This is a genomic window from Dactylosporangium sp. NPDC050588, assembly GCF_040654975.1.
In the GTDB taxonomy this organism is placed as follows: domain Bacteria; phylum Actinomycetota; class Actinomycetes; order Mycobacteriales; family Micromonosporaceae; genus Dactylosporangium; species Dactylosporangium maewongense.
Genome location: NZ_JBFAJA010000129.1, coordinates 1 through 23,736, shown reverse-complemented (window position 1 = coordinate 23,736; position 23,736 = coordinate 1). Strand labels below are relative to the sequence as shown.

The 23,736-nt window shown below is 68.1% G+C and carries 20 protein-coding genes; 4 read left to right on the top strand and 16 right to left on the bottom strand.

All coding sequences use genetic code 11. The features are described from left to right. Positions 1–33: 33 nt before the first annotated feature. The gene (locus AB0I21_RS52820) at positions 34–2,796 is read right to left on the bottom strand and encodes a BTAD domain-containing putative transcriptional regulator (protein ID WP_360572895.1); all 2,763 of its coding nucleotides are present in this window, start codon (positions 2,794–2,796) and stop codon (positions 34–36) included. A gap of 1,149 nt (positions 2,797–3,945) precedes the next feature. Between AB0I21_RS52820 and AB0I21_RS52815 the strand changes: the two genes are divergently transcribed. The 3 genes from AB0I21_RS52815 (at position 3,946) to AB0I21_RS52805 (ending at position 7,915) form a co-directional block, all read left to right on the top strand. Beyond that, a complete protein-coding gene (locus AB0I21_RS52815) occupies positions 3,946–4,527 on the top strand; it encodes an RICIN domain-containing protein (protein WP_360572917.1) in 582 nt (193 codons plus the stop codon). Between the two features lie 1,476 nt (positions 4,528–6,003). Beyond that, positions 6,004–6,303 (top strand): carbohydrate-binding protein, encoded by a 300-nt coding sequence (locus AB0I21_RS52810; protein ID WP_360572915.1) that lies wholly within the window; start codon positions 6,004–6,006, stop codon positions 6,301–6,303. Between the two features lie 1,228 nt (positions 6,304–7,531). Continuing rightward, positions 7,532–7,915 (top strand): hypothetical protein, encoded by a 384-nt coding sequence (locus AB0I21_RS52805; RefSeq protein ID WP_360572893.1) that lies wholly within the window; start codon positions 7,532–7,534, stop codon positions 7,913–7,915. 641 nt (positions 7,916–8,556) lie between these two features. Here AB0I21_RS52805 and AB0I21_RS52800 read toward each other — a convergent pair. Further along, positions 8,557–9,033: a hypothetical protein gene (locus AB0I21_RS52800; RefSeq protein WP_360572892.1), complete on the bottom strand. Its 477-nt coding sequence runs from the start codon at positions 9,031–9,033 to the stop codon at positions 8,557–8,559. Between the two features lie 344 nt (positions 9,034–9,377). Here AB0I21_RS52800 and AB0I21_RS52795 point away from each other — a divergent pair, with 344 nt between their 5' ends. Beyond that, complete coding sequence (locus tag AB0I21_RS52795) at positions 9,378–10,541, top strand: hypothetical protein (protein ID WP_360572890.1); 1,164 nt, start codon at positions 9,378–9,380, stop codon at positions 10,539–10,541. Between the two features lie 8 nt (positions 10,542–10,549). Here AB0I21_RS52795 and AB0I21_RS52790 read toward each other — a convergent pair whose 3' ends face one another. From AB0I21_RS52790 to AB0I21_RS52725, 14 genes are all read right to left on the bottom strand, one after another. Continuing rightward, positions 10,550–10,828 carry a hypothetical protein gene (locus tag AB0I21_RS52790; protein WP_360572888.1) on the bottom strand — a complete coding sequence of 93 codons (279 nt, stop codon included), beginning with the start codon at positions 10,826–10,828 and terminating at the stop codon, positions 10,550–10,552. A gap of 149 nt (positions 10,829–10,977) precedes the next feature. Further along, positions 10,978–11,769 carry a leucine-rich repeat domain-containing protein gene (locus AB0I21_RS52785; RefSeq protein ID WP_360572885.1) on the bottom strand — a complete coding sequence of 264 codons (792 nt, stop codon included), beginning with the start codon at positions 11,767–11,769 and terminating at the stop codon, positions 10,978–10,980. Positions 11,770–13,082: 1,313 nt separating this feature from the next. After that, positions 13,083–13,862: an IS21-like element helper ATPase IstB gene (gene istB / locus AB0I21_RS52780; protein WP_360572883.1), complete on the bottom strand. Its 780-nt coding sequence runs from the start codon at positions 13,860–13,862 to the stop codon at positions 13,083–13,085. Continuing rightward, entirely contained in the window at positions 13,859–14,923 is a 1,065-nt protein-coding gene (locus AB0I21_RS52775) for a hypothetical protein (RefSeq protein WP_360572881.1), read from the bottom strand. Before AB0I21_RS52775 ends, istB begins: the two co-directional genes overlap by 4 nt. A gap of 67 nt (positions 14,924–14,990) precedes the next feature. Then, positions 14,991–15,353, bottom strand: a complete 363-nt coding sequence (locus AB0I21_RS52770) for a hypothetical protein (protein WP_360572879.1) — start codon at positions 15,351–15,353, stop codon at positions 14,991–14,993. A 24-nt stretch (positions 15,354–15,377) separates the two neighbouring features. Further along, positions 15,378–16,853, bottom strand: coding sequence for a hypothetical protein (locus tag AB0I21_RS52765; RefSeq protein ID WP_360572877.1), 1,476 nt, complete (start codon positions 16,851–16,853; stop codon positions 15,378–15,380). An 80-nt stretch (positions 16,854–16,933) separates the two neighbouring features. Next, positions 16,934–17,257, bottom strand: a complete 324-nt coding sequence (locus tag AB0I21_RS52760) for a helix-turn-helix transcriptional regulator (protein WP_360572875.1) — start codon at positions 17,255–17,257, stop codon at positions 16,934–16,936. Beyond that, the gene (locus tag AB0I21_RS52755; protein WP_360572873.1) at positions 17,254–18,228 is read right to left on the bottom strand and encodes a tyrosine-type recombinase/integrase; all 975 of its coding nucleotides are present in this window, start codon (positions 18,226–18,228) and stop codon (positions 17,254–17,256) included. Before AB0I21_RS52755 ends, AB0I21_RS52760 begins: the two co-directional genes overlap by 4 nt. 276 nt (positions 18,229–18,504) lie before the next feature. Further along, positions 18,505–19,212, bottom strand: coding sequence for a hypothetical protein (locus AB0I21_RS52750; protein ID WP_360572871.1), 708 nt, complete (start codon positions 19,210–19,212; stop codon positions 18,505–18,507). Positions 19,213–19,633: 421 nt separating this feature from the next. Continuing rightward, the gene (locus tag AB0I21_RS52745; protein ID WP_360572869.1) at positions 19,634–20,467 is read right to left on the bottom strand and encodes an alpha/beta hydrolase; all 834 of its coding nucleotides are present in this window, start codon (positions 20,465–20,467) and stop codon (positions 19,634–19,636) included. Positions 20,468–20,494: 27 nt separating this feature from the next. Continuing rightward, positions 20,495–20,917 carry a DoxX family protein gene (locus tag AB0I21_RS52740; RefSeq protein ID WP_360572867.1) on the bottom strand — a complete coding sequence of 141 codons (423 nt, stop codon included), beginning with the start codon at positions 20,915–20,917 and terminating at the stop codon, positions 20,495–20,497. Between the two features lie 103 nt (positions 20,918–21,020). Beyond that, complete coding sequence (locus AB0I21_RS52735; protein ID WP_360572865.1) at positions 21,021–21,866, bottom strand: ABC transporter permease; 846 nt, start codon at positions 21,864–21,866, stop codon at positions 21,021–21,023. Next, positions 21,863–22,822: an ATP-binding cassette domain-containing protein gene (locus tag AB0I21_RS52730; RefSeq protein WP_360572863.1), complete on the bottom strand. Its 960-nt coding sequence runs from the start codon at positions 22,820–22,822 to the stop codon at positions 21,863–21,865. Before AB0I21_RS52730 ends, AB0I21_RS52735 begins: the two co-directional genes overlap by 4 nt. Before the next feature lie 103 nt (positions 22,823–22,925). Next, positions 22,926–23,567, bottom strand: coding sequence for a PadR family transcriptional regulator (locus AB0I21_RS52725; RefSeq protein WP_360572861.1), 642 nt, complete (start codon positions 23,565–23,567; stop codon positions 22,926–22,928). Positions 23,568–23,736: the final 169 nt, after the last annotated feature.

The following is a 23,736-nucleotide window of genomic DNA, read 5'->3' as shown; positions in this document are numbered from 1 at the left end:
GTGCGGCCCGCCGCGTGCAATCCACGTGCAATGTCAGAGCCCGTCGATGTACGCGCGCACCGCCGCCCGGTCCATCAGCTGCCCGCGCCGGTGCGCCGCGTCGTACTCCGCCGGGGCGAGCCGGGACGTGACCGCGGTGACGTTGCGGGGGCCGTTGAGCGGGTCCATGCGCTGCGGTGAGTAGCCGACCTGCCCGCCGAGCGCGTCGACCGCGCCGAGCAGCACCGCGCCGGCGCCGGGCCGGCCGGTGAGGGCGAGCGTGCCGGCGAGCAGGTGCGTCGTGGCGAGCCAGCCGGTGACGTCGTCCTCCTCGTCCAGGTCGCGGGTGGCGCGGCGGGTGAGCCTGTAGGCCTCGTCGTGCTCGCCGTTGACGGCGGCCTGCTTGGCGCGGATCCAGCGGGCGGAGCCGGCCGACCAGACGAAGCCGCAGCGGGTGCCGACCTTGATCGCCTCGTCGAGGGCGGCCGCGGCGGTCTCCGCGTCGCCGCTCGCACCGGCGATCAGACCGATACTGATCAGCGCCTCGGGCAGGACCCAGTCGGCGCCACTGGCGATGGCCTGCTCGCGGGCCTCCTCGCCCATCTTGGCCCCTTCCTCCAGCTGACCGCGCAGGCCCAGCGACAGGGTGAGGTACGCCGACGCGCGGGCCAGGGTCGTGGGGCGGCCCGCCGCCCGGGCGAGCTCCAGGGCGACGAGGATCGCCTCGGTGCTGGCGGCGACGTCCCCGGCGAGGTACTGCAGGCAGGCGATGCCGGTCAGCGCCCTGGCCCGGTCGTCGCCGGGCGCGTCCGGGGCGGCGTCGAGGCCGGCCCGCAGCCAGCGCAGCCCCTCGGTGATGTGGCCGGTGCGGTACCAGAACCAGGCGAGGTCGGCGGCGAGCCGCAGCCCGGCCGCCGGGTCCTCGCCGCCGAGGGCGAACGCGAGCGCGGCGCGGGTGTCGTCCTGCTCGGCCGAGAGGGCGCGCAACCACCAGCGGGCGTGGGGTCCGCGCAGCTCCCGGTCGGCGGTCGCGGCGAGCTCCGCGGCGCGGGCGAGGTGGCGGCGGCGGACCGCGCGGCGCTCGTCGTCGCCGAGGCGGCGGCCGGCGTACTGCCGCAGCGTCTGCAGCATGCGGTAGCGCCGCGGTGACGTGTCGGGCAGCGTCGTGACCAGCGACGCGGTGATGAGCCCGGTCAGCGGCGTGAGCACGTCGCCGGCGACGCGTTCGGCGGCGTCGAGGTCGAACGTGCCGGCGAAGACGCTGAGCCGCGCGAACGTGTCCCGCTGCGGCTGGTCGAGGAGCCGGTAGGTCACGTCGATCGCGGTGTCGAGGCTGCGGTGCCGGGCCGGCACGTCGCGGCGGGCGGTCCGCAGCGCCGCCGGGTCGTCGAGCCGCTCCAGGATCTGCGCCGGGGACAGCGCGACGAGCTGCCCGGCGGCGAGCTCCACGGCGAGCGGCAGGCCGTCGAGGCGTTCGCAGATCCGGGTGACGACGGCGCGTTCGGCGGCGTCGCAGCGCCAGTCGGGGGCGACGGCGGCGGCCCGGTCCAGGAACAGCTCGACCGCGGCGGTCGCGGCGGGCAGCGGCGGCACGGGGTGGCGCCGCTCGCCGCCGATGCTCAGCGGCACCCGGCTGGTGACGAGGATCCGCAGGCCGGGCAGGCCGGTGAGCAGCCGCGGCACGACGCCGGCGAGGGCGTCGACGAGGTGTTCGCCGTTGTCGACGAGCAGGACGATCCGCCGGTCGCCGACGGCGGCGGCGACGCCGGCGAGGTCGGTGGAGACGGCCAGGCCGAACGCCTGGGCCAGGGTCGGCTCCAGCAGGGTGTCGTCGGCGAGCCCGGCGAGCTCCGCGACGCACACGTCGCGGCCGAGCCCGCGGCACACCTCGGCCGCGAGGCGGCTCTTGCCGCTGCCGCCGGGCCCGACGAGCGTGATCAGCCGGTGGTCGCGCAGCAGCGCCCGCACCTCGGCGACCTCGACGTCGCGGCCCAGGAACCGGTCCGCGGGCAACGGCGGCGGCTGGGGCAGCACCGGCGGCTGGGGTGCCTGCGGCGGCTGGGGGAGCGCGGGGACCGCCGGGCCGAGGCGCGGCTCCTGCCGCAGGATCGACTGGGCGAGGGTGGCCAGCTCCCCGCCGGGGTCCAGGCCGTACTCGTCGGCGAGCATGATGCGCGCCTCGTGGTAGGTGGCGAGCGCCTCGGCCTGCCGGCCCGCCCGGTACAGCGACAGCATCAGCCTCGCGCGGCTGCCCTCCCGCAGCGGATGCTCCGCGACGAGCGCCGACGCCGCGGCGACGGCCTCCGCGGTGCGGCCGAGCGCGAGCAGTGCGTCGACCCGCAGCTCCGCGGCGACCTGGCGCAGCTCGGTGAGGCGGGCGATCTCCGCCTGCGCGACGGGGTCGTCGGCGAGGTCCATCAGCGCGGGCCCGCGCCACAGCGTGAGCGCCGCGTCGACGCTGCGCAGCGCCGCCGCCGGGTCCGCGGTGAGCGCCTCCCGGCTCCGGGCGACCCCGTGCTCGAAGCGCTGCGCGTCGATCTGCCGGGCGCAGGCGACGACCCGGTAGCCGCGCTGGTGCCGTTCGAGCGTTTCGGGGCCGATCACCCGGCGCAGCCGCGACAGGTAGGTCTGCAGGGCGTTCGTCGCGCTGGGCGGCGGGTCCTCGCCCCACACGCCGTCGATGAGCCGGTCGACGCTGACGACCTGGTCGGCGTCGAGCAGCAGGGTGGCGAGGACCGCCCGGGGTTTCGGTCCGCCGAGCGCGACGACCCTGCCCGCGGCGATGACCTCCAGCGGACCCAGGATCCGAAACTCCATGTGACTCCTTGCGGTGGTGCGAGCGCGTCGAGGGTGCCACACGGGTGCCACTGCGGTGGGCGTGTCAGTCTTGTGAACGACACATTTCGAAACGGCTTCGGGATCATCGGTACGGGTCCATACCGTGTCGGCATGTTGCGACGACTCCTCACCGTCCTGGCGCTGCTGGCGCCGCTGCTGGTGCCCTTCGCGGCACCGGCGCCGGCCGGCGCCTCGACCTTCGCGCCCGCCGGCGGGCGGCTGATGTTCGCCGGCCAGTCCACGAAAGTGTCGTGGGACGACTACACGTCGTTCGCCGCCGCGCCCAGCGGCGGCTCCGTCTACGACGAAGTGAAGTCCGGCACCTGGGTCAACGCCGGGCACCGCGACTACGCCACGTTCCTGGCCCAGCAGGGCAAGATGATCCAGGTCGGCGTGTCGTGGAAGGACAACCCGCCGGCTTCAACGGCGGCGACGAGAACACCAAGGCGGCCCGGTCCCGGGCGGTCACCGCGGAGCTCGCCGCCGGCGGTTACGCCGCGCAGTTCAACCAGCTCATCGCGTTCATCAACCAGTACCCGAACGCGAAGTTCTTCCTGCGCCTGGACTACGAGGTGTCCAGCTTCTACCACTGCACCGACGCCTCGTGCTCCTCGTACAAGAACGCGTTCGCCCGGATCCGCTCGCTGATCGAGGGCCAGAAGCGGCAGGACAACGTCACCTACGTGTTCCACCCGGTGCGCGGCGAGTACGAGCAGATGTACCCCGGTGACGCCGTCACCGACTGGGTCGGCGTGTCCGTGTTCGCCCACGAGCTGTGCATGCCGATCTACGACAACGGATACCTGTACAACGGCACCCCGCCCCAGAACTACGACACCGGTGCCCTGCAGTGCCGCAACGCCTACATCGGCACCGACTCCAACGGCAACCAGGCCGCGGTGTGGAAGAACTGGGACTACGACGGCAACGTGCTCAAGATGATGAAGTTCAGCAAGGACCACGGCAAGCCGATGATCGTGTCGGAGTCCGGGATGATGAACTTCACCGACAACGGCGGCGACACCGCCGGCATAGAGGAGACCCGCGGCGACATGTGGGTCAAGCGGCTGTTCGGCCTGATGAACTACAGCGGCCCGATCCCGAACCTGTCCGGCAGCTACGACCTGCGTGACGTCATCAAGGCCGCCGTCTACATCGACCTGGACTTCCGCTACGGCTGGGACGGCATCCAGGACGGAAGTTTCGACTTCCCCGTCAACTCCACCTGGTTCGTCGACGGCCGGCTGTCACGGTACGGCGCGCCGAAGGCCTCCTTCTGCCAGGGCCTCACCGACCGCGGCTTCGTCACCACCTGCTCCGGCGGCAGCACCGGCACCGTCAACCGGATCATCGGGCAGGGCTCCAACCGCTGCATCGACGTCAGCGGCGGCCGGACCACCGACGGCGCCGCCGTCCAGCTGTGGGACTGCCTCGGCAACGGCGCGCAGCAGCAACACGTTCGTCAACCCGCAGTCGGGCAAGTGCCTCGACGCAGCCGGCGCCGGCACCGCCGACGGCACCGTCCTGCAGCTGTGGACCTGCCTGAACAACAGCGCCCAGCAATGGGTGGTCAACGGCAACGGCACGATCACCAACCCCGCCTCCGGCAAGTGCATCGACGCCACCGCATGGGGTACCGCCAACGGCACCCGCCTGCAGCTGTGGACCTGCGGCGCCGGTCAGTCCAACCAGATCTTTCGTCTCGCGTAAACAGCCCGACACCCCCGAGAACAGTACGAAAGGAAATCCGCCAAATGTCCCGAAGATTCAAGATCGGCCTGGGCATCTTCGCGGCGACCGTCGTCGCCGTGCCCCTCATCACCGCCGTGACCACCCAGTCCGCCAGCGCCGTGGCCCGCCGTAACCTCCCGCCCAACGGCAAGGTCATGTTCCTCGCCGGTCAGACCACCCCCGACCTGACCGCGTACAAGCAGCAGGTGCTCGACGTCGACGCGTCCTTCCCCCGTCCGGGCGGCGTCACGCTGTACACCAACATCTCCCCGAACGCGTGCAACGGCCTGACCGCCACCTGCAACCTGAACGGCAACATCTTCAACTTCAACCAGACCGTCGCCGAGTACCCCGGCGCCGCGCTCGCGGTCGGTCTGTACCTCGCGGACAACCCCGGCTGCGCCAACCAGCCGCTGCGGGCGATCATCGGCCGGCAGGACGCGGACATCGCCGGGGCGCTGGGCCAGCAGTACCGGCAGAACCTCGACAACCTGATCGTCTACCTGCGCAACACGAACCGGTCGGTCTACCTGCGGGTCGGCTACGAGTTCGACGGCCCGTGGAACTGCTACAACTACGACTTCTACAAGGCCGCGTTCCGCGTGGTGAAGCAGCGCATCGACGCCCTCGGCGCCACCAATGTGGCCACGGTGTGGCAGAGCGCCAGCTACGCCAAGGACGGCGACGCGCAGTACAAGTTCGACTTCAGCAACCCGAGCCACCTGTCCGACTGGTACCCCGGCGACGACGTCGTGGACTGGGTCGCGCTGAGCACCTTCTACTGGGACGCGAACTACCGCCAGTACCAGTGGGCCTGCGACAACCCGACGAGCAGCCCGAAGGTCCTGTACGACCGGGTCCTCAACTTCGCCCGCAGCCACAACAAGCCGGCGATGATCTCCGAGTCGACCCCGCAGGCGTACCGCACCGCCAACCTGGACGCCAGCTGCACCAACGCCAACAACCGGGTCTCGCTCAACGGTGACTGGACGAAGATCGACACCTGGTACAACGAGTACTTCAACTACATCAACAGCAACGCCGACGTGCTGCGCGGCGCCGCGTACATCAACAGCAACTGGGAGGCCATCGCCCAGTTCGCCTGCCCGCCGGGTGCCTCCTCGGGCCAGCCGGGCTGCTCCGACGGGTACTGGGGCAGCAGCCGCATCCAGGACAACGCCAACATCAAGTCGAACTTCAAGCGGGAGCTGCAGAACTCGCTGTTCGTCAACGGCACCCTGACCGGCCGCGGCGCCAACTGGGGCGGCGGCACCGGCCCGACCACCCAGCCGCCGACCAGCAACCCGCCGACCTCCAGCGGGCCGACCGGCAACCCGGGCAACCGCAACGCGTTCGCCACGATCGAGGCCGAGTCGTACAACAGCCAGAGCGGCATCCAGAAGGTGACCACGTCCGGCGCCAGCGGCGGCCAGGAGGTCGGCTACACCAACAACGGTGACTGGATCAAAGTTCGACGGCGTCAACTTCGGCGGCCGCAACCCCAACCAGGTCGTGTTCCGCTACTCCTCGGCCCGCCCGACGAGCCAGGCGTTCACCCTGGAGTTCCACGCGGGCTCGGCGACCGGCCCGGTCATCGCCGCACCCGGCATCCTCGGCACCGGCAGCTGGACGACGTACAAGGAGATCGCCTTCAACGTCAGCAACCTGCCGGCCGGCACCACCTCCATCACCGCGGTGATCCGCTGCAGCGACAGCGCCGACGTGATGGACATCGACTGGTTCCGATTCCAGTAGCGGACCAGCTGCAGGACCCGTGGTGGCCGTCGGCGTCGGCTGCCACGCCCAAGCCCGGCGGCGGTGAGCAGGGGTGCCCACCGCCGCCGGACCCTGCGTGTGTGAAAGTCCCATGTAAACAACCGAAACTCATCGAAACCCTTCGGTGTCTTGAGGATTTCGTACCTACCTTGAGGGCCCATTCTCAAGGAGGCTCGATGAAGGCAACCGTCCGCCAACGGCGGCCGCTCCTCATCGCGGGCGTCGCGCTGCTCATGGCTCTCACCAGCCAGGTCAGCGCGGCGTCCGCGCATGTTCCTGTAGCTCCGTCAGGGCCGTCGGTGTTCGGTGCCGACGCCCGTCCGGTCGCGCAACCGTCGGATGACGCCTCGCGCGGGCTCGTGCACCGCGGCCTGGTCGCCGACAAGGCCGGCGCCTGCGTCGGCGGGCTGCGGGTCACCGCCGTCAACCCGGTCATGTGCACCCACGGCCCCGACGCACCGCCCAACGGGCTCGGCGTGAAGTCGCCGGTCGCCGCCGCTCCCGCCACGGTTGCCGCCGCCGTCGCGGCGCTGCTGCTGACCCGCGTCGCGGAACGCGGCACCGGCCAAACCTGGCGAAACATCAACCGGCAACTCGGACGAATCACCCAGGTGACGCTCGCCGGCCCCGCCGGCACGGTCACCCAGACCACCCCACTCAACCAAGACCAAAAGGCCATCTACCAGGCACTATCCGTCCAGCCGCCACCCCGGGTCACCACCTTCAACCCCACCTGAACACCGTTGCAGACAGGTCGGGACGGCGTAGACACACGCCACCTCCCGGCCCTACCAGCATTTCCGCAGCTCAAGCCGCAGATTCCGGCTCACGCGTTACTACGAACTGCGGAACCCGGGCTTCAGTTCGGTAGCGGTGCAGCCAGCGGCGCACAGTGGCGGGGTGGTAGTCCAGCAGGACGGCTGGTTTTGTTCGCGAGTTCCGGCACCGGATGTCGCCGAGTTTCGGGACCAGCGGGATCTCGCCGCTTTCGATGTTCGCGAGTTTGAGCGCCGCCCTTTGGCGAGGACCGGCTCACGTATCGTCGGCCTGTGCACCGATCACGCACGGTGACGGGTGGCCGAGACAGGGCGCGCCTTGTCTGCGGCATGAGCGCGCACGTCATCGAGCGGCACTGACGAGTCCGCTGCACGGGATTGGCGGCGTGTACCAGCACCCCCGAAGCGGGTCGATTCGATACGGTGAGCCGATGCAGCGGCTCACTGACGAAACGGTCGTGGCGGTGGGCCGACTGACGTTGGCCGCGACCGAACTGGAATACATCCTCGCCTGGATCGGCGCCGATCAGGCCGATGGCGACCCAGCGGCGGTGTTCACCGTTCCCGGGGAGCCGTTGCGCGCGGCGCGCGGGTCGGTCCAGTTCGCGCCGTCGGAGCGTCGGGCGTCCTTCATCGGATTGGTCGAAGCCGCCGGAATGTACCTGACGCAGGGCCATGTGGCTGTCCGAGCCATGTGGTTCGACAACGGCCGTGTAGACGCGGCAACCTTCGACGAGATTACCGGTCTGCTGCTGCGCTGCCGGGACCAGTTGCAGACGCTGCTCGACGAGGCCGGTCGCGCTCCGACCGCGTGACTTCGCAGAAGTCCGGACCTGTGCACGAGAGGCTGATGCGAGCCGGAATCACAGAAGGCGAGCGCCTGAAGCGGCCCAGCGAAGGCGGTCACCGGCCGCACGCCGCCGTCGCGGCAATGGCAACTGAAGGGTGAACTGAGCCGGCGAGCCTTCGTGCGCGCTCATCGGCAGGGCAGGAAGCTTGGTCTCACCGCGCTGGTCACTCGCTGTGACGTGCATGGACCGGCCGCCACGCACCAACGGCGGCAGACCGGTGGGCTGCTCAGTGGCACGGGGGTCCGGGCGATTTTGCAGTCGACGACGAGGTGACGTGGTGGGCGCTCGATCTACTCCACGGAATCGACATAACGGTCGGGCCGGGCGGCAGGTACATGCACGATGACGATCAAGTGCGTCAGTGGCTCGCCGAGTTTCGTCGCCGTTGTGCGATGTCGCCCTCCGACCCGGTGCCAGACGGCGAGTAGCAGGCCGCAGGCGCATCCGCCCACACCGTAGCCCCTTACGTTCGGAGCCGGCCTCCCGTACCAGACCGCGCACCATCGGCGGCATGACCGGATACTCGAATGGGTCAGGGGTGTGCCGCCGCGTTCGACCGGCCGCGGCTTGGCCGGCGACGCGGGGCACCCCGAGACGGGCCTCGGCTACGGACAGGACTTGATCAACGCGGCGGTTGCGTCCCGACTGCGCTGCAGCAGGTCGGCGAGTCCGTCGGCGCCGTTGCCCGCGGTGTAGCGCTTGAGGGCGGCGACAAGGTCATCGAGTGCCTTGCGCAACTCGGGTCCCTGCACTTGGGTAGCCAGCGGCTCAAGTTTGCCGCTCCACTCGACCGCCGTGGCGCGCTCTTCTTTCTCGGCCGCGTCGATGACCGCGTCGTCGCCCTTCTTGATCGCGGCGGTCGTCTTCTCCACATTCTCGGGGAACTTGACGGAGTACAGCAGATGGACGGCTTTGAGGTCGCCGCAGACCTGGGCGTCCGGTAAGGCTGCCACCGAGGCAGTTGGTGCGGCCGAGACCGAGGCCGTGGTAGCGGTATCGGCTTCGGCCGGGCCACTGTCTCCGCAGCCGGCGCCGAGGAACAACACCGCCGTCGCGACGATGGCGGCCGTGAGGTGACGCATAAACGAATCTCCTTCGGATCGTGTGACTCCGCGGGAGTCTAGGGATTCGACCGTCCGCCATGTGCCCGTGACCTTGGTCACCGGTGCAAACTGCGCTGTCCGAGATTCCATTCACCGGCTGGCCACCCACAGGTTGACCAAGCCCCGGTCCGCGCCGGTGGCCAACGGCGCTGCCCGGGCTGACGCGCGCTCTCATCGGCATGTCAGGTCACCGATGGCGGATGTGCCGATCACCCGCTGTGACGAACTCCTACTGGCCTTTGCGCACCAGACGCGGCAGAAAAGGATGCGGCGCCTCTCGTGGCGGGGCTGCGCCGGCGCGGCCGGGTCATAGTCTTCAGTCCATGTCTCGAGACAACGTGCGGAAGGCGGTGCGGTTCGCCGCGACCGCCGCCGTTCTCAGCCTGACCGCCCTCCTGCCCGCCACCCCGGCCGCCGCCGCGGGCACCCAGACCATCTACATGAACGCGTCCGGATCGGACTCGGCCGCGGGTGACACCCCGGCCGCCGCGGTGAGAACGCTCGAGCGCGTCGAGCAGCTCGTCGCGGCCGGCCCCTCCGACCAGGACGTCGAGGTGCGCATCCACGCCGGCACCTACGTGGCCCAGCAGACGATCTGGCAGACGTACCGGCCGGGGCACACGATCTCGTTCATGCCGGACGACTACGAGATCGGCGGGGGCGCCGACTCGATCGCCGCGCGGCCGGTGTTCCAGAACGCGCGAGCCAGCGGCTCCAACCGGTACATCGACGGGTACTGGTTCTACGCCTGCGCTGGCGGGGCGCTCAACGCCGGTGGCACCTCCGGACTGCGGTTCTACTACCTGCAGGCGCAGTACTACTCGAGCGGCGGCATCTCGCTGGACGGATCGGCCGGGTCCTGTGGCGGCGGATACCACCCGTCCTCCGGGCCGGGCCTGCCGTCGGCGCGCGGCCTGGACGGTAACACCGTGTTCGGCATGGTCCTCACCTCGCTGGGCAATGCGTACACCGGTGGCATCTGCGGTGACGCGGACTGGCCGCGGTGCGGGTACGGCGGGATCGTGCTCACCGAGTCGTCGGGCAACCGGATCGCCAACAACCACTTCGTGAACCTGCGCAACAGCGAGAACAGCTACATCCACGCCACCTACATCACGCACAAGAGCTCGCGCAACACGTTCACCGGCAACAACGTGACCGGGGTCAGCAGCGATCCGGTCAAGCTACGGGACGGCAGCGACTTCAACACCTTCGACGCCAACGTGTTCGGGGCGAACGGCTTCCCGCGCTCGTCGACGCCGCCGTCCGCGCACTACCTGGAGGAGGTCAACGTGGACGCGGGCGAATGCTCGTCGTACCACAACCGGTTCACCAACAACGACCTCGGCACGTACCTGATCGGCAGCAGCGCCAACCTGCCGACCTGGTACCTCTACCCGGCGGGCGCGACCTGGGCCGGCGCCGCGGGCTGCCCGGCGCTGCCGGCTGGCGAGACCCGGCTGACCACGGCGAACAACACCTACTGACGCTCGGGTCACAGGCCCACGGCACGGCTGGCGAGGACCTGCCTGCCGTGGGCCTCCCAGCGGCCGTGAGCCTCCCAGCGGCCGTGGGCCTCCCAGCGGCCGTGGGCCTCGGCGTACTCCCGCTCCCACTCCTCGCGCTCCCGCTCGAAGCTGGCCCGCCACTCGCCGCCCTCCTGGCCGAACCCCTCGGGTCCGCTTGTTGGGCAGGTCCAGGTCGGGCACGTCGAGGGGCGATGATCCCTCCAGGCCGCACGAACCGCCAGCCGCCACTTGACAGCAATGCTCAACCGCGTCCAACCTCCGCCTTCATTGCCGCATCGAGAACGATGAACGCCGACGCGCGTGGACAGCGGCATGTGCGTGCGTCTGATCAAGCGGCGTGCCAGCCCTGCATCGTGCACCGTCGGCGGCATGTTGGTGTGCGCTTGCAGAGGCCTCACCAATCGGAAGGCTCAGGTTGGGGGACGTGGCGGCCGCCTTGATGCGTCGTAGCCACGTAACCCTCTGGCGGGGCCGGTAGCGCTCGGACACAGTCTTCGGAGCAGGCGTTGACGAGCAGCGGCAACACGTCGGTTGCGACCTGAAGTGAGATCCACACCTGCCGAAACCGTACCGGTTCGATCGGCCCGTCGCAGACGCTGCAACTCCGGATCGTCACGGCACCCCAGATCTGCGGATCGAGGTCGTCGCGATTAGGGACCGTAGCCAGTGCGCCCTCTGGTTGAAGTTGCGGAAAGTCGTATCGGTACTTGTAGTTTCCGTAAAGGGCTCGTGTGCTGACGGTGCTGCGGCGGAGACTCGCACACCGCGTCAGCTCGAACGGGAACCAGTGCAACGCGTACGAGGTGTACGGCTCGAACACCTCCAGGCTCGCCATCGCTCCGATCTCCGGAGGAATCCGAACGAGTGGACTGCCGTACAGCACGAGATGCCGGACTCGCGTGAGCTTCGCGATGGTGGGCGGGAGCGTGACAAGGTCGGCCCGCTCGACCGGGGTAAGGTCGACCAGTGGCCGGAACACCTCACGACCGTCCTCTGCCGCCTCGTCGATTAACTCCAACAGACGATGCCAACCGGGCGAAGAAGTGTCCTGGCGTTCTCCATGGAATCGAACCCGTGCGTTCGGCTGCTTGAAACAAGCCTCGTCGGGCCGTGGGCTTCGGCCGGAGCCATCGACCGCGAACCGGTTGCCGTAGACCCGCGGCGCGGCGGGTGTCGACTCAGTCACAAGCCGAGCCTACGCGGAGATCGCCCCGTCCCCGACGCCCGTGGATTGCGTTCGCACACTGACGGAGTCCGCCCTGCCGACTCTTTCAGTACCCTCAATTCGGCAAAGTCGCGCGCCATAGGAGCGGTGGCCGGCCACACGCGGTGATGGGCGGGCCGTGGTCGGCGCGCACGGTCGGCGGCATGAGGGGACACTTGCTATGAGCCTTCCTCTACCTCAAGCAATGAGATCGCGGATGCGAGCGCGTCGAGTGCTCCGCTGGGCTTCTTCTGAATTTCCGGAAACTGCTCAAGCGCACGGATTTCGAGCTGTGACAAATTTCGCGACAGAACCACAGGCCCAGTTGAGTCCGTGTACTTAATTATGAGGAGAGACCCAACGCGGATGCATGCCTGTGGAATGTCGACCAATCTAGCGAGGAGGCCGGAAACGGCATCAGATAGCTTAACATCGACGTCCGCCTGGCGCCCGTCAATGTTGGCTAGCTCAATGGCCCGTTCGACCTTGACTAGTCGAGATTGAACCTCGCTAGAGGAGATTCCTCGGTGTAGGCGCGCAACCGCTCGACGCCAAATCGATCCTTGGAGAGTGCGGATATTCGATGGCCAACCCTCTCAAATTCTTGTGAAGGTCATGATTTCGATCGCCGGCAACGCTGGAGACCACCGAAACGGGGGTTGCGTCTGGGCCGATCGTCCGGTGGCAAGAACCTTGCCCGGAACATGATCCGATCACGCGGACAGGCTTCGTTGGAAGTGGACACCGGGCAAGGGGGCATCGGCGGTAGTTGTCCGGGCTGGCTGGGTTAGTGAGACCTGGGCCCGGATGTGCGTTGCCTTCCGGGGCCCGTGCGCCTCGTGTTCTCTTGCTCGCCATGCGACTCGGCGACAGATCGATCAGCTGGCTGGGGCGTCTTCCCACGGTGGTCGTGATCGGCTACAGTGCCCGGCAAGCCAGCCTGCGGGTTGGCGGCTGACCCTCTGGTCAATGCTTTGCGGCGAACTTCGGTGCCGACTACCGGACGAGCCTTCTCTAGATGAGACCAGACGGCACACGAGCGCATACATTGCGGTACCTACACAGCGCGTGGTCAGAGCACACGGTTTCCGCCCAGTCGGAGCGGGCCCTTTGCCCTCGATCCGTCGATGGCCGGGCTGAGTCGTGCGCGTCTCCAGCTCGGTCGCTGAAGCTGTGTAAGGTGGCTGCGGAGGTTCCGTCCGACGCCGCTTATTGGCGAGTTCTGACACCGCCGGGCACGTGTCGGTGCCGCGGATGTTGGTTTGCGTCGACACCGCTTCCGCGCCCGACGGGTGTCAGGTTGTCCGCTGCTTTGTAGCTTGGGCCAGACGGTAGGAGTCGGTGCCGGTCTCGAGGATGGTGCCGCCGAAGGTGAGTCGGTCGACGATGGCTGCGCATAGCCGGGGGTCGGTGAAGGTCTTGGTCCAGCCGCCGAAGGACTCATTGGACGCGATCGCGACCGAGGCCTTCTCCTCACGCTCGGTGAGGACCTGGAAGAGGAGTTCCGCGCCGCGGCGGTCGAGTTGCATGTAGCCGAGTTCGTCGATGCACAGCAGGTCGACGCGGCCGTAGCGGGCGATGGTCTTCGCCAGCGTCATCTCGTCGACGGCCTCGACGAGCTCGTTGGCAAGCTGGGTCGCCAGGGTGTACTTGACCCGGTAGCCGACCATGGCGGCCTCGGTGCCGAGTGCGATCAGCAGATGGGACTTGCCGGTGCCGGAGTCCCCGATCAGACACAGCGGCTGTCCCTTCTGGACCCATTCGCACTTGGCGAGGGTGTGGATCACGGCGGGATCGATGTTGGGGTTGGCGTCGAAGTCGAAGGCCCGCAGGGACTTCTCGCGGGGGAACTTGGCGGCCTTGATCCGGCGTTCGGACCGGCGTCGGGCGCGATCGTCGCACTCGGCAAGCAATAGTTCGGCGAGGAACCCGCGGTAAGACATCTGCTCACGCCCTGCCCGGTCGGCGTAGTTGGTGAAGGAGTTGCGGATGGTGGGCATTCGCAGCATCCGGCACGCTTGGTCGATCGCGGCGTCGGCTGCTTCTTCGGTCATTCCACGGCGCTTGGTGGTCACGGTGCGGCTCCTTCGTTCGGGGTGTCACGTCGGCTGGCCAACAGCTGGTCGTACTTCTCCACGCTCGGCAGCGGCCGAGTGTCGGCCGGGATGTGGGCGCGGAGCTGGCGCTCGGTCAGCGATCGCACGGCAGGGATCTCGCCTTCTCCGCGTGCCCTGTCGCCGCTCATCAGGGACTGGTGGTCCGCTGTCGTGTCGTCGGCTCCGCCATCTGCTGTGTCGTTGTACTTGCGCGCTTCCAACGCGACAGCGTCCGCGGTGAGCGCGCCTGCACGCAGCGCCGTCGCGAGTCCGGCGACGACGTGGTCGTGTGGAAGGTGCCGGTGCAGCATCAGGACCTCGATGAGGGCACGGGTGCCGTCGGCGTCACCGTGGGCCTTGCAGGCCGCGGCCCACCAGGCGTCGTGAACGGGCGTGAACCGCCCGGATGCCCTGGCCTGCTCCAGCGCTTTCGCACCGGGTAGCGCGCCCGGTTTGCGGAGGAGGACCTCGAGATAGTGGTCCAGGTCGACCCGGGTCGAGCCCTTGGTCATGAGCCGTTCGTGGCGGGCGATCTCGGTCCTGCCGTCGAACACGACCAGGTCGCTGGCGTTCAGGAGCACCCGGGCTTGACGGCCGACCATGCACGCGGGCACGGAGTACTTGTTCATCCGGACCGTGACCTGGGCGTACCGGTCCACGCGTGGGGTGAACCAGCGGCCGGTCTCGAACGGCTCGGTCGGAAGGGGCGCGAGGAGTGGCTGCTCGGTGGCGAAGTGTTCCCCGACCGTGCGGGCGCGGGACCCGATCCGCCGGGCATCGTCGGCTTCGTCCCAGGCGTCGACCATAGCGTTGAGCTCGTCTAGGGAGTCGACTTCTGGGATGGGGACGAGGTGGTTGCGTCGGAACCAGCCGATCTGCCCCTCGACGCCGCCCTTCTCGTGCGCACCTTGGATTCCGGGCTGGCAATAGAAGGCTTCGATGCCGATCCCCGGTGAGTTCACGAATACTGACGGCTGGAGATACTGAACCGGGGGCATAACGATGTTGCGGCCGGTGAGTTCCCGACGAATCAGTGACAACGGCTATTGAAGCTGGCGTCGTCTCAGTGTTCCAACGGCTATCCGGGGTCCGGTAAGCGGTGGCCGGCTAGGCAGCCGGCCGTAGCAGGTTGAATCGGGTGCGGAGGCGTCTGGGGAGTTGATCCACCAGGCCGTGTCCAGGCTGGTTCGGCCAGGGCAACATGTCGAGAAAGCTTGTCACCAGCACTTCGTCGACGTCACGATCGCCGCGGTCGAAGTACTCGTCGAAGAAATCCAACACGCTTCGCCAGCCCAGGGTGTCGTCTTCCTGCAGGTAGGCGTTGACGATTCGGTCGGTGAAGCCTTCTCCGATCCCGAAGATGACGTGGGGTAGGAGCTCGCCCATGTCTTCGACATGATCGTCGTAGTCTGGCCGAAGGGCCGGAAAGCGGTTGACGAGGGCTTGAATGAACTCGGTCGCTGTCGTCACTGTTCCATCCTGTCAGCGGCGATGTCAGCGTTCTGCCTGCGGCCAGACGGCCTTGGCGTAGCGAAGCGCGGGTTTAGCGGTGAGGCCGAACATCGCGGCGATGTGCAGCGGGTCTCCGCCGACGGCGCGGGCTTCTTCCAGGATGCGGTCCTCGCGAAGCTGAGCGGCGGTGGCCGGCAGGCCGTCGAAGAGACAGGTGAGCCAGTAGGCACTGACCGGTCCGCGCTCGTGGGCGGTGCGGCGGGTCAGTAACAGGTGCGGGTTTCCGGTGTCCGGCCATCGCTGGTGGCGGTAGTGCAGGTAGGTGGTCAACGCGGCGGCGGTGTACTCGTCCAAGCGGCGCTGGTCGGCGCCGAGGTTGATGCGCTGGTTCGGCAGATCGACCTGATCGAGCGTCAGGCCGCGGACCTGATGAGGGCGCAGGGCATGGACGCCGATGAGGGCGATCACGATCTGAAGGGCTGGGTCGTTCTTGGCCGCGTCGCCGATAGCGTGCAGCATTCCGGTGGTCAGCGTCGCCGGTGTGCTGGGGTTCCGGCCGCCGACGTGAATCCGTGAGAGCGGGTTGGCGAAGACCAGGCGGTGGCCTTTGAGCACGCCGAACAGATCTCGCAGGGCATGAGCGTCGGAGGCCTGCTGCTTGCGGCCATCGAGCCAGTCGAGCACGTCTTGCCGGGTGACCTGACGCAGCGTGGTGTAGCGGTCGGCGATCTCGGTCAGGAACGGCTGGGCGGCCGCGAGCAGGGTGAAGGTGGTGATGCGGGGCCGGGCTCGGCGGCGCGGGGTGCCGCGTCGGAGCACGGTGATCCAGGTGTCAAGTTCATCGCGCATCCGCGCGGGCAGCGAGTCGAACTTGGCGTCGATCCACACGGTGAGCGAGTCGGTGCGGTCGTCGACGACGAGGTCGTCGCCGGCGGCGAACAGAACCTCGAGCACGCGCAGGCCGGGGACGCCGTGCGGGCTCATCGCGGTGACGGTGCTGGCCTTGACTGGCTCGCCCGGTTCGTGACAGCTGGCGATCATCCGCAGGCCGCGGCGGACCTGTTGCAGGGTGCGTGGTGGCCAGCCGTTGTGCTCCGACAGGACATCCGCGTGGCGCAGTACCAAGCGCAGGAAGCTGGGATCACGAGGCGGGTCGAGGCTGCTGGCATGTCGGTAGTCGCGCGGCGCGTCGACCAGAATCGGCTGCTCCCAACCGGCCGACCGAGCCGGCAAGGCCACCAGTGTCGGCTGCGTCGCCGGCAACGTCACTGGCTTCGAGCGCGTCATGGCTGCCCTTGAGAATCCGGTGAGGAACAGTTGGTGGCCGGTGCTGGCCGCGACAGTTAGATCCAGCGCGGTCTTGCAGTCGGGTCCGGCGATCAGGCTGGCCTGCTGGCGGCAGAGCCGGCAGACGCCCTCGTCGACCGGGACGGCTCGGCGGGCGCAGGTGCGGCAGCGGCCAAGTGGGTTCTTGCGGGCGAAGGCTTCGCAGCCGCGGCAGACCCGCTGGCGCAGCACGCCCCAGGCCAGGCACTGCTCGCAGCTGCGCGCCGGCCCTCGGTAGACGCGTTTGCCCCGGCGGCGTGGTGACGCTGTCGTCATACCGGGGGTTTGCTGCGGCCGGCGTGCCGCCGCTGGATCGGTGCCTCGCCCGCCACGGCCCGAAGCGGAGTCGCTGCCTCGACCGGGCGCGGTGCCGGTAGCGGAGTGTCTTCCAGCACCAGCAGGTCGTTTGGGGTGCAGCCGAGCACCGTGCAGATGATCTGCAGATCTTCGAGCCGGATCGTCACCGGCTGGCTGGACCACAGGTGCGACATCTTCCCGGCGCTGATCACCAGGCCGGCATCGGCGAGCATGGCCTGCAGCTGCGAGGCTCTCCAGATGTCGCGTTGCGCGGCGGCCAGGCGCAGGTTCCACTTCATCGTCGGCTCCCGAAACGGTTCGCGGCCCGCTGGCCGGCACCGGCCCAGGCGTCTTCGATGTGGGTCTTGTCGACGTGAACGTAAATCATCGTCGTGTTGAGCCAGGCGTGCCCCAGGATCTCCTGGATAGCCACTACGTCCATGCCGTTGCGGTAGAGGTCGGAGGCGGCGAAGTGACGCAGCAGGTGTGGTGACAGCCGGTCCGCCTGGGCGGGCAGGTGGACGGCGACGGCCTCGGCGAGCCCGTCGCGCAGCGTGTCGGTGGTCGCGAAGCCGCTGCTGCCGTCGGCCCGACGACGTTCGGACGGGAACAGCGGCGCCATCGGGTCGTTGACCCGGTCGTCGAACTCCCACCGCGGTCCGTGCACCCACCAGTCCAGCAGTTCCCGGGACCCGTTGATCAGCGGAACCAGGCGTTCCTTCTTCCCACGGCCGTTGCTGCCCTTGCCGCGCAGCAGCACCTTGCCGAACCGGCCCAGCTCCCAGCGCAGGTCACCCATGCGCAGCAGGCACAGTTCCGACACCCGCGGGCCGATCAAGCTGACCAGCCGGAATGCCGTGTAGTTGCGGACCGCCGTTGCGTACTTGCGGGCGCTGTCCAGCCCGTACTGCCAGCCGGTGAACAGCTGCGTGACCTCCCGCGGCGTCGGCGGGATCCGAAGCCGACCATGGGTGCCGCCGCGCGGCCGGTTCATCTCGTCCAGCGGTGACTCGACCACGAACCCGGTGGCCGCGTGGATGTCCGGCTTGTGCCGCAGCTCCAGGAACTCGAAGTAGACAGCGAACCCGGCCGCCTTGCGGACCTTCGTGCCCGGCATCGCCTGCCGCAGATGCCGGCCAAAGAAGGTGTCGATGTGCTGAGGCGTCATCTCCCATAGCGGCCGGCCGAACCACTCCCGCAGTTCCTCGACCGCGGCCACATCGGCTCGGATCGTCGCGTCGGTGATCCCCGCCGACGAGCGTGCCAGCACGAACTCGGCCAGCAGATCCTACTCGAACGCCGCGATCTGCCCAGGCCCGTCCAGGCGCTGATGCGCCCGCAGGTCCCTGACCACTGCCACCGACACAGCGGCCTCCAGCTCGAAAATCCACGACACAACTCGGTTTCCCGAAGGAAGTCTCAGGAATCCCGAGACTGGATCATAGATTCATCGATGATCAGGAGTCCAGACCCTTGCCCAGGTCAGCCCGATGACCAGGCCGACCAACGTAGACATCCGGCTCCGGGAACTCACGGCAACACGGGTTTAGTGGGAACGGACGGCGGTCCACCTGTCGGCCTCGACCCGCTGGCGGGAGAACCCGATCACGCTCGCGACGGCGGCCTTGAGGTTGTCGTAGCGGATCTTCCCGGTCGGCACCCCGCCGAGCACGTTGAAGGCGTGGACGTGACCCTCGAAGAAGGCTTCCTGCCCAGCCGAGGCACTGACCCTGTGCACGGCCTTGCCCGAGTAGGAGAGCCGAAGGCTGAACAGCGCGCAGGTTACGAGCTCGCCGCGCAGGCGGATGGCGACGTCGCCGAAGTCAACCTCGGCCTCGCGGCCCGGGAGGTGCTCTTGCGGGATGAACGCGTTGGCAGGTTCCCGTCCGACCTCGACGCGAATCTCACGGCGTCGGGTGGCGACGTACTCGCGGACCATCCAGTACGACACCACTCCGGCCCCGTCATGTTCGTCAAGCAGGCGATCGAAGATCCGCTTCGCCGTGTGTCGCTGCTTCCGCGGCGCGTCGAGGTCCGAGCGCAGCCAGTCGTCGATCACCACTCGGTACGCGTCAAGCCGTGAGCCGCGTTTGGGCGGTTGCTTTCTCTCTTTCGGCCATGCAGATTCCAGCGCCGCTGTCACGGTTCGGAAGCCGACGCCGTGCTTGCGCTGCAGCGCGCGGTTGGACATCCCAGATCGGGCATCCCGTCGGATCGCCGCGTACAGGTCGACCCGGGAACGCGGCTGCGTCATCGGTGGCACTCCTGACGTGAGCACGCCGTGGGCACGACTTTCGGCACCGGGCCACCGCCTGGGAACGGTGACCGCATGCGACCACAGCCCGGAATGACTGGCCCTACCGAGGTGCCTGGTCATGTGCTGCGCAGGGCTTCGGTGGGCGGTACTGAGTCGGCCCGGAGTGCGGGGTACAACCGACGACGGAGCCGATGAGCAGCGAGTAGGCCAGGTCGAGTCCCACTGAGGCCCAGGTCAGTACGACGGCCCGGCCTTGCGTGGTGACGAAGACGTTGGTGACGAGCACGCCCAGGATCAGGCCTGTGATGCCGCCGACGACATCAACCTCGACACTACCTGTCCGCCCCGTGTCCCTGGCGCGACGAAGATCTGCTTGCGCGGTGCCTAATCGGTCTTCCCGCAACACCTCGCGGGCCCCTCAGTGTTCGGTGCTGAAGAACCGTAGCAACAGCGGGCCGACGGTCTGTGGGTCGACGACGTGATCCGGCCCCTCGAGGGTCTCCCGTTGAGCGTGGGGTAGTAGGTCTGCGAGCTCGTCGGCTGCGCGGTCGAAGAAGTCCGAGGGCAGGCCTGCCATGTAGGGGGCCGTGATCGGTCCTCCGGTGGTGACCAGGACCGGTTGGGTGACCGTTGCCAGTCGATCGGCCGGCAATTGGTAGCGGTTGAGGAAGACGCTGTCGTGGACCAGCGTGGGCGCGAGGGCGACCGAATGCGCCCAATGCGCCGTCTGCTTGCCTGCCGCTTTCCTGGCCGCGATGTTGTCGTCGGAGGCGCCGGTCATGCGCATGAACAGTTCGAGAACCTCCTCGTCTCGCCCGGCGTCGAAGGCGCGTCGGGTGTCTGCGATGTACTCCTCGAATCGCGGGCGTATGTCGTCCCCGACCGCGTAGGGCACCTCCCAGACGGCGATCGTGTCGATGGCTGACCCGGCCGCGGTGGCTTCCAGCGCCAGCGCGCCGCCTGAGGACGCCCCGAACAGGTGTGCCGAGCCGCCCGCCTCCGCGATCAACGCATCCAGGTCCTCGATCTCCCTTTCCACGGCGTACGGCTCGGTGAAGCCGCTCGCGCCGCGTCCCCGACGGGCATAGTTGTAGACCGTGAAGTGCTCGGCGAGAGCTGGCGCCAAGGGAGCGTTCTCCACCCCCTCGTCGAGTGCTCCGCCCACCAGAATGACGGCCGGACCGCTTCCTTCCCTGTCGTAGGCGATGGTGGTGCCATCGTTTGATGTCACGCGAAAGGCCATCTCGTTCATCTCACATCTCCGTTCGAGAGGTTTGTCTCAGCGCCTGAGCAGCGTGCCGACGACGGCCTCGGTGCGCGACCACCGCGTCCTTGCGATCACGGCCGCCACGACGAGTAAGGCGAGCGGCAGCCAAGGGCTCTGCTCGAGCACGAACTGATCGGTGATGACAGCACCGGTCAGCAATGCCGCCAACCCGAGACTGGCCAGGCCCGCCAGAGCCGGGATCAGAAGTCCAACCCCTCCCGCGACCTCCAGCGCTCCGACCAGGTACCGGAGCCACTGGCCAGCCCCGATGTCGGCGAACATGTCCACCATGACCGGGTCGCTGGCGAGCTTCGAGATTCCGCCGTCGGCGATTATCGCCGCCAGGACGACTTGCAGAATCCAGACCCCGATGCTGCTCGCCCGCCCGGGCGTGTGCGCAACGGTTTCCGAGTTGTTCTTGGGGATGGTGCTCATTCGGCTCTCCTTGTCGTGTCCGGGCCTGGTACCGGTGATGGCGTTGGCCGAGTGGGCCGGGTTGTCGGAGTTGATTTCGACCAAGTGCTCGCGGTAGCGGGATCTATTTCTTGTTGCGGTAGAGGACCATGGTGATGGGACCGAAGACCGCGACGAGAAGTACGGACGAGACGAGCACCCAGCCGATTTCTCCGGCGGGCACCGAGCCGTGCATCAGGCCGCGTACCACGGTCGCCAGGTGGGTGATCGGGTTGACCTCGACGACCGCCTGAAGCCATCCGGGCATCGTCTTCGGGTCCACGAAGATGTTGCTCACGAACGTCAGTGGGAACATCACCATCATGCTGACCCCCGCCACCGAGTTCGGCGTGCGCAGGATCAGGCTGAGCATCGTCCACAGCCACGACAGGCAGAACGAGAACACCAGCAGCAGCGCGACCGACAGCACCACGCCGACGGCGCCACCCTCCGGCCGGAACCCTAGGACCAGGCCGAGCATGATGACGATCGCCGACCCGATCGAGTAGCGCACCAGATCGCCGAGCAGGGCGCCGACCAGCGGGGACGGTCCCCACACCGGGAGCGACCTGAACCTGTCGAAAACGCCTTTCTGAATGTCGGTGTTCAGCGTAATACCAGTGTTCATGGTGATCATGACGTTCGCCTGCAGCAGGATGCCGGGCAGCAGGAACTGTAGGTACGCCTGTGTCGACCCGGCGAGCGCGCCGCCGAACAGGTAGGTGAACATCAGCGTGAACATGATCGGGAACAGGGTCACGTCGACGAGCTGCTCGGGCACGTGTTTGATCTTCAGCAGCGCCCGCCAGCCGAATGTCAACGAGGTGAGCACCGGGCCGGGGCGAGACGGCCGCTCACCGGCCAACAGCACACTGCGCAGCGCGTCCTCGGTGACCGGCGCCGACGCCTGCTCCGCGGTCGTGGCATTCATGCGGCATCCTCCTCGGGTGTCTCCTCGGCGGCGTGTCCGGTCAGGGCGAGAAACACCTCGTCCAGGCTCGGCTGACCGAGCGCGAACTCGGTGACGTCGATGCCGCTGCGGGACAGCTCGGCGCGGGCGACCCGCTCGGGGTCGGAGATCCGCGCGGACAGCGCGGCCGGGTCGGCGGACGGCTCGGCCGGCACCTCGAGGACGCCGGCGAGGACCCGTTCGGCCTCGGCCCGCTGCTCGGGCGCACGTAGCCGTACGTGCAGCGAGCCGGCGCCGACCGATGCCTTGAGCTCGCCGCTCGAGCCCTCGGCGATCACCTTCCCGTGGTCGATCACCGCTATCCGGTCGGCCAGCTGGTCGGCCTCGTCGAGGTACTGCGTGGTCAGCAACACGGTGGCGCCCTCGGCGACCATGCCCCTGACGATTTCCCAGACCTGGTTCCTGCTGCGCGGGTCGAGCCCGGTCGTGGGCTCGTCGAGGAAGATCAGTTCGGGGGTGAGGACCAGGCTCGCCGCGATGTCGATGCGCCGGCGCATCCCGCCGGAGTACTTCTTCACCTGCCGGTCGGCCGCCTCGGCAAGACCGAACGCGTCGAGCAGGTCGGTCGCCCGCTGCCTGCCTCGGCGGCGTGAGTAGCCGAGCAGCCTGGCGAGCAGCAACAGGTTCTCCACCCCGGTGAGGTCCTCGTCGACCGACGCGAACTGCCCGGTGAGGCCCACCCTGCTCCGCACCGCCTGGGCGTCACGCACGACGTCGTAGCCGAGCACTTGCGCCTCTCCGGCGTCGGGGCGCAGGAGCGTGGCCAGCATGCGGATCGTGGTGGTCTTGCCCGCCCCGTTCGGACCGAGCACGCCGTACACGCCACCGGCGCTCACGGCCAGATCCACACCGGCGACCGCGTGGGTCTTGCCGAAGCTCTTCTTCAACCCTCTCGTCTCGATCGCGAGCTTTCCCATGGGTTCGAGTCCTTCTCTCGGTGTTGCGAACGGATTGGTTGAGCTAGTCAAGTTTGACTACTTGGCCAGAGTGCACGAGGAGGAAACGTCTAGTCAAGGTTGATTAGAAGCGCATCTTGAGGGGATCGTGGACCGTTCGCCACGAACCCGGATCATCGGCCATGGTGTAGGCGCCCTCAGACAGTCGTTTGCTCAGGCTCTTCGCCCACTCCAGTTCGGTGCGTGCGTGTCCCGCCCACAGTTCGGCCTGATCGCGGACGTGCTCGGGGGTGTCCCGATTGGGGTGCTCCCGCCACTTGGCCTGCACTACGAGCTCCGCTTCCAGGCGCGCGACCCGCTCGTTAATGTGCGCGATGGCATCTGTCCTGGTCAGCATGGGCAACATGGCGATGGACGCGTTGAGCATGTCCGGGTCGTGGGTGCGCCGCAGACCGTCGCGGACCAGTTCGACCATCTCGTCACGTCCCCGAGTTGTCGCGCGGTACAGAACGCGCTCCGGCCCAGAGTTGCCCGGCTCGGCGTGTTCGGTGAGGAGGCCATCAGCCGCCGCCTTCTTCAGCGCGTGATAAATCGAGCCGGGCTTGATCTTGGCCCAACTCTCCGCACCCCAGCTCTGCAGTTCGGACCGCACCTGGTAGCCATGCGCGCCGCCGGAGAGGTGCACGATACCGAGCACCAGGAGCTTCGTCGCCGACACGCGCCCACCTCCGCTCAACCCTCTCGTCTCGATCGCGAGCTTTCCCATGGGTTCGATTCCTTCTCTCGATGTTGCGAACGGATTGGTTGAGGCTAGTCAAGTTTGATTACTTGGCCAAAGTACACGAGGAGGAAACGTCTAGTCAAGGTTGATTAGAAGCGCATCTTGAGGGGATCGTGGACCGTTCGCCACGAACCCGGATCATCGGCCATGGTGT

What these genes read in the sequence shown, in the direction of transcription:
- AB0I21_RS52725 (WP_360572861.1), bottom strand. Translation starts at nt 23,567, where the DNA reads ATGGGAAAGCTCGCGATCGAGACGAGAGGGTTGAGCGGAGGTGGGCGC.
- AB0I21_RS52800 (WP_360572892.1), bottom strand. Translation starts at nt 9,033, where the DNA reads ATGCGTCACCTCACGGCCGCCATCGTCGCGACGGCGGTGTTGTTCCTC.
- AB0I21_RS52750 (WP_360572871.1), bottom strand. Translation starts at nt 19,212, where the DNA reads ATGACGCAGCCGCGTTCCCGGGTCGACCTGTACGCGGCGATCCGACGG.
- AB0I21_RS52805 (WP_360572893.1), top strand. Translation starts at nt 7,532, where the DNA reads ATGCAGCGGCTCACTGACGAAACGGTCGTGGCGGTGGGCCGACTGACG.
- AB0I21_RS52795 (WP_360572890.1), top strand. Translation starts at nt 9,378, where the DNA reads ATGTCTCGAGACAACGTGCGGAAGGCGGTGCGGTTCGCCGCGACCGCC.
- AB0I21_RS52735 (WP_360572865.1), bottom strand. Translation starts at nt 21,866, where the DNA reads ATGAATGCCACGACCGCGGAGCAGGCGTCGGCGCCGGTCACCGAGGAC.
- AB0I21_RS52760 (WP_360572875.1), bottom strand. Translation starts at nt 17,257, where the DNA reads ATGAAGTGGAACCTGCGCCTGGCCGCCGCGCAACGCGACATCTGGAGA.
- AB0I21_RS52740 (WP_360572867.1), bottom strand. Translation starts at nt 20,917, where the DNA reads ATGAGCACCATCCCCAAGAACAACTCGGAAACCGTTGCGCACACGCCC.
- AB0I21_RS52730 (WP_360572863.1), bottom strand. Translation starts at nt 22,822, where the DNA reads ATGGGAAAGCTCGCGATCGAGACGAGAGGGTTGAAGAAGAGCTTCGGC.
- AB0I21_RS52820 (WP_360572895.1), bottom strand. Translation starts at nt 2,796, where the DNA reads ATGGAGTTTCGGATCCTGGGTCCGCTGGAGGTCATCGCCGCGGGCAGG.
- AB0I21_RS52745 (WP_360572869.1), bottom strand. Translation starts at nt 20,467, where the DNA reads ATGAACGAGATGGCCTTTCGCGTGACATCAAACGATGGCACCACCATC.